Annotated in this window: 5 protein-coding genes and 2 pseudogenes; 1 reads left to right on the top strand and 6 read right to left on the bottom strand. The window is 56.7% G+C overall.

Annotation, left to right across the window (positions count from 1 at the left end; all coding sequences use genetic code 11):
• Positions 1-75: 75 nt before the first annotated feature.
• Positions 76-372: a BON domain-containing protein gene (locus AAIH70_RS27625; RefSeq protein WP_430037107.1), complete on the top strand. Its 297-nt coding sequence runs from the start codon at positions 76-78 to the stop codon at positions 370-372.
• Positions 373-502: 130 nt separating this feature from the next.
• On the opposite strand, the gene AAIH70_RS27630 is transcribed toward AAIH70_RS27625, so the two are convergent.
• From AAIH70_RS27630 to AAIH70_RS27655, 6 genes and pseudogenes are all read right to left on the bottom strand, one after another.
• Positions 503-1,621: a metallophosphoesterase gene (locus tag AAIH70_RS27630; RefSeq protein ID WP_132280282.1), complete on the bottom strand. Its 1,119-nt coding sequence runs from the start codon at positions 1,619-1,621 to the stop codon at positions 503-505.
• 170 nt (positions 1,622-1,791) lie between these two features.
• A complete protein-coding gene (locus AAIH70_RS27635; RefSeq protein WP_430037110.1) occupies positions 1,792-3,228 on the bottom strand; it encodes a DUF6880 family protein in 1,437 nt (478 codons plus the stop codon).
• 70 nt (positions 3,229-3,298) lie between these two features.
• Positions 3,299-3,424, bottom strand: a pseudogene (locus AAIH70_RS27640) (integrase); the annotation flags it as partial.
• 141 nt (positions 3,425-3,565) lie between these two features.
• Positions 3,566-5,632, bottom strand: coding sequence for an ATP-binding protein (locus AAIH70_RS27645; RefSeq protein ID WP_132280276.1), 2,067 nt, complete (start codon positions 5,630-5,632; stop codon positions 3,566-3,568).
• Positions 5,610-7,118 carry an ATPase domain-containing protein gene (locus AAIH70_RS27650; RefSeq protein WP_430037114.1) on the bottom strand — a complete coding sequence of 503 codons (1,509 nt, stop codon included), beginning with the start codon at positions 7,116-7,118 and terminating at the stop codon, positions 5,610-5,612. Before AAIH70_RS27650 ends, AAIH70_RS27645 begins: the two co-directional genes overlap by 23 nt.
• Positions 7,119-7,534: 416 nt before the next feature.
• A pseudogene (locus AAIH70_RS27655) lies at positions 7,535-7,728 on the bottom strand (IS30 family transposase); the annotation flags it as partial.

Genomic DNA, 7,728 nt, shown 5'->3' on the forward strand with positions numbered 1-7,728 from the left:
CCGGACTATCTATGGAACTTAAACGCCACCTAAATGTTCTATTCATCTGACGTTCATGTTCCGATGGAGTATCCGATGTTTCTCAACACTTTCAATGCTGGCGCTGCTTTCAGCTTTTCGCGCGAGCCAGGCACGTCTTGCGGCAAGCCGGCGATCGAGGCTGAATTGAGATATCTGGAAAACGTCAATTGCAGCGACGTTCGCGTCGAAGAAAGCGGCTCCTTCATCGTATTGGACGGTAGCGTTCCATCCAGCCGTGAGCTCGCGAAAATTGTGCGGCTCGCGAATGAGATCGCTGGCAGCGACAATATTATCTGTCAGATGATCGTGGTTCCGAGCAATAAGAGCGAAGTGCCATTCATGCTTGCCTGACGGCAGCTCAATAGTGATGGTGTAGGCAGCTGGCCTGTTCCAGGCCAACCATGCTCCGGCGATGTTCATCTTCCCAGTCGAGCTTAACGATGGTTTGCTGCCGATGAATCGTCGGAAACCTACCGAGATATCAGGACTTTGCCTTGAGCCTGATCAAAGTCAGCTCGGAAGGGACGCCGAGGCGGATTGCGAAGCCTGGCCAAAGAGCAGTTCCGTTGTTGACATACAGTTGCAGGCCACCGACCTGATACATGCCGGAAACATAGCCGTTATTGCCGCGGGCGACCAACAGGTCCAGCCCGCGAACCATGCCGCCATGCGTATGGCCCGAAAGCTGTAAGGCCACACCAGCCGCCGCCGCGCGCGGTGCCATCTTGGGCTGATGCGCGAGCAATATAACCGGCGCGTCGCTGGGAGTGCCTGCAAGCGCAGCGTCCAGATCGGGCGCCGGATTGGTACCACTGAGCGCCTCAAGATCGGTAACGCCCGCAACAACCACTTCATCGCCGTCTTTTCTTATCACGGCGTGCTCGTTGAGAAGCATGCGGATGCCCAGTTGCGCATCATGCTTCATCCACTGATCATACCCGAAATAATATTCGTGGTTGCCTGGTATCGCCAGTACACCGTCACGGGCGCGCAAGTCCGCGAGCGGAGCGATATCGTTGCGACGCGCATCGAGCTTTCCGTCGATGAAGTCTCCAGTAATAACAATCAGATCAACGTCGAGTGCATTCGATCGCGCAACGATCTCTTGTGACCAACCCCTCGTAAAAAGCCTGCTGACATGCAGATCTGTAAGCTGGAGAAGCCTGTATCCTTCGAAAGCTTTCGGTAGCCCAGCTATCTCGACCACCACCTCCTTTAGAGGTGGTATCTTTATCGCCTGCCCGACTCCGTATGCTGCCAGACCGAGGGAGAGGAGCCCGATCCCATAGCGGACCTCGACAGGCACGTCTGGAAACCTCCAACGCGCAACGGCAAGCATCAACGAGATAATATCCAGCGCGATCTGGAATATGCCCAGAAACACGATCGCACCGAAAAGCACATTAAAGCCGATGATCAGCGGTCGCGGAAACTCCGGCGACAGGACGGATCCGGAAGAAAGACGGCTTATGAGATGATATTGGGATGCAATCAGGAGAAATGCGGCCACGACGATCTTCACCGGAAGTGACCAAGGCATCGGCTCTATGAAACGCAGAACGACAATCAGCCATGGCAGACCGAATATAAGATGAAACATGCGATGCGCCTATGTGGCAGACGATGGGAGGACATGGCTTTTGGCCCCGTCCAGATTTGCAGTCATGGCGAAGGTGGCGATGCTGACGGAGACATGCAAGGTCGAAGGTATAAGCCGTGACGTTCGCACCTATGCACAAAATGGTCGTTATGCGTGTTTGCATAGAACGTTCATGTTGCCTGGTTCCAGAAGCCCGATTTACGTCCATGCTCGCGCATCAGCCGAGCGACATAGTCCTCGTGAGCTTCGATACCGCTATAGTCCTCTATCTGGCTTGCAAGTGACAGGCATTCCGTCAGATGCCGTGCGGCGTGCTTGTATCGGCTGGATCGTCCATTTTCCAGGGTGAAGTCAATCATGGCGCGCAAGACCATCATTGCTGCCAGCGGATGTTTCTCGCCGAGCATGTCGGCGGCATCGTTCATCAGTTCGTAGAAATCACCATCCAGTTCGCCGACACGCTTCATTACCAGTTTCGCGGCGTCCGCCGGGGAGGGCCATCTCATAAAGAAAGACAGCGCCTGATGAACCTCGGGGAAATTCCGGACGTAATCGAAAGCTTTCTCCTCCGCTTCCAGATCGTCGAAATCAGGCAACCTGCGAACATAGGCCCGCAGGTGCTCTTCATTCAGAGACTGTTCAAAACACTGCCACCGGAATGCCTGAGCGTCATTCGGCCTCTTGAGCGCCTCCAGTGCGTCGATACGTGCGATTTGCCACTCGAACGGTAGGCTGCCACGGCCGCGGTCATCGACCCGATCGAGAATATCAAGCGCTTCGGCGGCACGCCCTGCCGCCGTGAGACGGTTGGCGATATCGGCGGCGACCATTGGTGCAGCACACGTCTCTTGCGGCTGCAAGGCGATATAGGCATCCACATCGTTTTGCTGATCGGCGATCTCCTGCAAGGCATAGCGGATCGTGCGATCCCGGTGACGCCCGAAAACCTCGTCCTCGTAAAGCGGTCCCGCTCCGCTCCAACCGAGGATATCGCGTTCCATCTCGGATGGTGTCTCCTGAGGTTCGTTCGACCATTCCAACAAAAGTGTTTTCAGGCGTTCCATCCCCTCATGGCCGAGGGCATCCGCCATGACGCCAATCAGCGGGTCGAACTGGCCGTAGTTATTGCCCTGTATGGCCTTGATGATTTTTTCCGCAAGCACGTCGGATGCGATCGCCGCGCGTGCAGCGACGACACCGGCATCAACACACCCCTGATGAAAGATTTGCATCAGCGAACCGCTGCTATCGTTCGAGCGGGAAAAAATCGAATCCGCCAGGTTCAGAAACTGCCAGATGAGTTCGTAACCCTCAGAGGCATCATCCGTCGCAACGGTCTCCACGATCATCCTGCGCTGTGTTTCAAGATCCAGTCTGGTTGCCTTGATCTTTTTCCAGTCGATGAAGGTTCGGGCACGCGCGATACTGCCAAGGCGCTTGCGCACCGCGCGAGCAACCTCCGCACTCGAATGGTCGCCGGCAAGCTCCAGGCGCAGGCGACGCTTGTGCGCCGCATTGCCGGTGGCGATTTCGATAAGAAGTTCTGCCAGACGTGGAGCACCGAGCGTTTCGAGATTTTTGGCGTTGAGGGTCGTCTTGGTCGCCATCTATCGATCCTTCATTGCCGACGAGAACGAGTGTCTTCGCCTTTGAAGCATTTCCACTGAAAGACGACAATCAATTCAGCAGCCGTGCCGCCCGCCCACTCCGCCGTGTCGCGTCGTTGTAATAGCTCGATGCTTTTATGCGGATTGATGCCTGCACTGCTCCAACCGACAGAAGTATCCCGCGATTGGACGCTTCGTTGCCCTTAAGGGACACGTGCACATATGTCCGATAGGCGGGCCTGTTATCTCTCCCGATCGGGATTTCGTGCGTGTTGAAGGCTGCCGACCACCAGCTGTCGCTTGCCGAGTCAGAAACGTGACCACCAATACGGGATGCCTAAGGTCCGGATGTGAGCTTGCCAATCTCCTGGATCAATTGCTCCTGAGTATAGGGCTTACCCAGCCTCGCGACGTCGAGGTTGAGGTCTGCTGGAAGTTCCGCATAGCCGGATGCGATAAGTATTGGCGTATTAGGAGCGATTGCACGGACAGCCATGGCTAGGTCTCCACCGTTCATACCGGGCATCGAGAAGTCCGTGATGACAAGATCGAAGCCCGATCCGTCCCCGAAACATTCCAAAGCCTCAAGGCCCGAATGCGCTTCAACGACGTCATGTCCAAGATCCATCAGCATGTCAGCGGAGCTCATGGCGATCAGCATATCGTCGTCGACCAGCAAGATCCGTTTCGGACCAGCCCACGTCGTTGCAGGCGCAGCCAATGCGCTTCCTGCTTGCTTGTCTACGGTCACAAGTGCCGTCGAGACTGGGATCCACAATTCGGCCTTCGTTCCTTTGCCCACCTCGCTGGTCAGCTTGAGGTCGCCGTTCAGCTGGGAGGCCAGACCATGGATCATGGAAAGACCCAGTCCGGTTCCCTTGCCCAGTTCCTTGGTCGAGAAGAAGGGCTCAATGGCTTTCTGCAGCGTCTCATTGTCCATGCCGCAGCCCTGATCGGTGACCGAGAGGACGACGTAACGACCGGCGACCAGCTCGCCGACCTGCGAAGGCTGCACGACCTCTTCCAGGCCGAGGTGGATTGTTCCGCCGTCCGGCATTGCGTCTCGCGCATTGACGGCGAGATTGAGAAGGGCGAGTTCCACCTGGTTTGCATCGGCAGACACGAGGGGAAGCTGGTCCGGCACATTCGTTTCGATCACGATCGTCGAACCGACCGATCGTTTCAGGAGATCCTCCATCCCGAACACGAGCGCTCGCATATCCACCGGGTCGATGCGAAGATCCTGCCGGCGCGAAAAGGCGAGAAGCCGCTGGGTAAGGGACGCGCCGCGCTTTGCGCCTTGCTGCGCGCCGTCAATCAGGCGGATCACCTTGGGATCGTCTCCAGCGTATTTGCGCAGGAGTTCGAGATTGCCAAGGACCGCCATCAGAAGGTTGTTGAAGTCGTGCGCCACGCCGCCGGTCAGCTGACCGATGGCTTCCATCTTCTGGCTTTGGCGCAGTTGCTGTTCGGCACGCTCCCTATGCCCGACCTCATCCATGACAGCGGCATGAGCAAACTCCAGTTCACGTGTTCGCTCTGCAACGCGCTGCTCCAGAACCTCGTTCAACCGTCGCTGCTGTTCTTCTGCTTCCAGTCGCGCCGTGATGTCGGCAGAGACACCGACCAGCTTGATGGCTTTGCCGGACCTATCTCTGTAAAGCTGCGCGCGAACCTCCGCCCAATGAACAGATCCATCCTTCCAGATGGTTCGATATTCTATTGCATAGTCGACGCCGGTATCGATCGTCGCTCTGACGGCAGATTGCATGCGGTCAACGTCGTCGAGATGGATCGCCGACAACAGATCTTCATAGGAAAACCTGTCATCAGGACCGTGTCCGAAAATCGACTTGCAGGTTTTCGACGTGGTGAGTTCATTGGTGGCGAGGTCAAGCTCCCAGGCTCCAAGCCGGCCTGCGCTGAGAGCCGTCTGGAGGCGACGCTCGCCTTCATCCAAATCTTCTATTCTGGCTCGGGCGTCAAACTGCCGGCGCCGGCCGCGCATGGCGGATCGGGCAACACTGATGAATGTCGTTGCGTGAAACGGTCGCTCTACAAAACTCACGTTTCCCAAGACCTCGGACAATCTTGCCGCTGCCGGATTGCGTTCCGGGCCGCCACCGCGGTTGGTCAGGATGATGAACGGCAGATCCGACCAGCTGGGCTGGGCCGCGATCCATGTGGAAATGGCTCGTAAATCGGCAGATCGAAACGCTTCCTCTGTGACGATAGCGAACGCGATGTGATCGCCGAGGCTTGCAACGAATGACGGGATATCCGCTGCCGCCGCCGAGTTGATGCCCGCTTCTTTCAGGAGCGACGCTGCAATCTGTGCATCGCGGCCGATTGGAGCGTAGATCAGGCCGCTTGCGTCGCTGTTAGGAATGGTCGCCGTCCTCATCGGTCAGGGGAAGAAGCGGCTGCCGTTCTCCAACGAAGTTTGGAACGCCACGCAGCACACCCTGGAAGCCGGAAAGCGGCTCACCCAGCGTAAGGCCCTTGCCGGAAATCTTGAACTCTCTAATGGTGTCTTCGTGAGGGCCGGTACGCTTCTTGATAACGGACACAGCACGCCGGACCTTGCCCAGCGCTTCGAAGTAGCGCAGCAGGATCACGCTGTCGGCGAGATAGGTCACATCGACCGGTGACTTCATGTCGCCGACCAGCCCATGCTGCGCCACCGTCAAGAAGGTATTGGCACCCTGCCGGTTCAGATATTGCAGGAGCTCATGCATGTGCAGGATCAACGCATTCTCTTCCGGCATGGATGCCTGATAACCATTGATACTGTCGATGACGACCGTCTTGGCGTCATAGGTTGAAACGCGATCGCGTACGCGCTGGGCAAACTCTCCCGGCGACAACTCGGCTGCATCGAGCTGCTCGATGTGGATAAGCCCGGCGTCATGCAGCTTTTCCAGATCGATACCCATCGACTTGGTGCGGGCATAAAGCAGGCCGAGTTCTTCGTCGAATACGAAGATGGCCGCTTTTTCCCCGCGCTGAACCGCGGCATTGACGAACTGCAGGGCGAAAAGGCTTTTACCGGTCCCGGCAGGACCAATCAGCAATGTGCTGGATCCGCGCTCAATGCCGCCCCCAAGCAGACCATCGAATTCCGGTAGGCCGCTGGAAAGCGTGATGCGTTCAAAGCTGGTCCTGTGCTCGATCGCCCGAAGACGTGGGAACACTTTAACGCCGCCGGTCTTGATGATGAAGTCGTGATAGCCACCGCGGAACGACTGGCCACGATATTTGATGACCCTCAGCCTGCGGCGCTCGGAGCCGTAATCGGGCACAAGCTGCTCGAGGTGAATGACGCCGTGAACAACGCTATGCACCGTCTTGTCGAAATTCTCCGATGTCATGTCGTCGAGAAGAAGGACGGTGGCATCCGAGCGCGAGAAGAAATGTTTCAATGCAAGGATTTGCCGCCGATAACGCAGTGAACTCTGCGCCAAAAGGCGGATTTCCGACAGGCTGTCGATGACGACGCGCTGTGGCTTCAGCCGCTCGAATGCCTCGAAAATCAATTTTGTCGTTTCACCAAGCTCTAGGTCCGACGAATAGAGCAGGCTTTGCTGCTGATCGGCATCGAGAAGACTTTCCGGCGGCACGAGCTCGAAAATCTCGATCCCATCGCCGATTTCCATACCATGCGATTGCGCGCAGTCGCGAAGCTCTTCGTCGGATTCCGACAGGCTGATGTAAAGACAGCGCTCACCGAGCTTTTCGCCCTCGATCAGAAACTGCAGGGCAATCGTCGTCTTGCCAGTGCCGGGAGAGCCTTCAAGCAGAAAAACATGTCTGCGTGTAAAGCCGCCGGATAAAACGTCGTCCAGTCCCTGGACACCAGTTTCGGCCTTACTGCTGAGTACACGATCCATAATTCCTCCGGACTTTCTAAGATACTTAGAGCGCAGAGGATGGAGAAACAAGGCGGTAGGGGGGTTGTGCCGGTCAGCACGCGACCGCACGATCAAGTGGCACGCGCGGCGTCATGACGATGAAAAGATTAGTCCTGCGGTCTAAATTGAAAACTGCGCGACAAATTCCTGTCTGACGCCCACAACGCAGCTCTTGAAAATCAGAGCTTCCCAAGGTCCGTGTTGCCCGCGTTTCACGCCGCGAAGAACCATTTGGCCACGAAACCAACTCGCAATCCGAATAACTGGCCTATCTTTTCCAATGTTTCGAGTGTTGGGTTTGCGACTTCTATTTCCGCAACCTGTCGCCTAGTAAGTGACAACGTCTTGGCAAACTGTGAGTTCACGCTGAAGCGCGACTTGCGGGCTTGATCAAGCTAACCGGCATAGCGCATCCGGGCGAGCAGTTTCTTGCGAAAGACCTCTGCCAGCGTTCGATAGCCGAGGCATTTGCGTGGCGTTCCGTTTAGTCTGTTGCAGATCTCAATCAGGTCGGCGTCGGTCACGGACATTGGATCGACCTCTCTCGAAAGCCATTTTCGCGCTCGTCTGTTGGTGTTTTCGACGGTGC

It is taken from the genome of Neorhizobium sp. BT27B (genome assembly GCF_050455485.1).
Taxonomy (GTDB): Bacteria; Pseudomonadota; Alphaproteobacteria; order Rhizobiales; family Rhizobiaceae; genus Neorhizobium.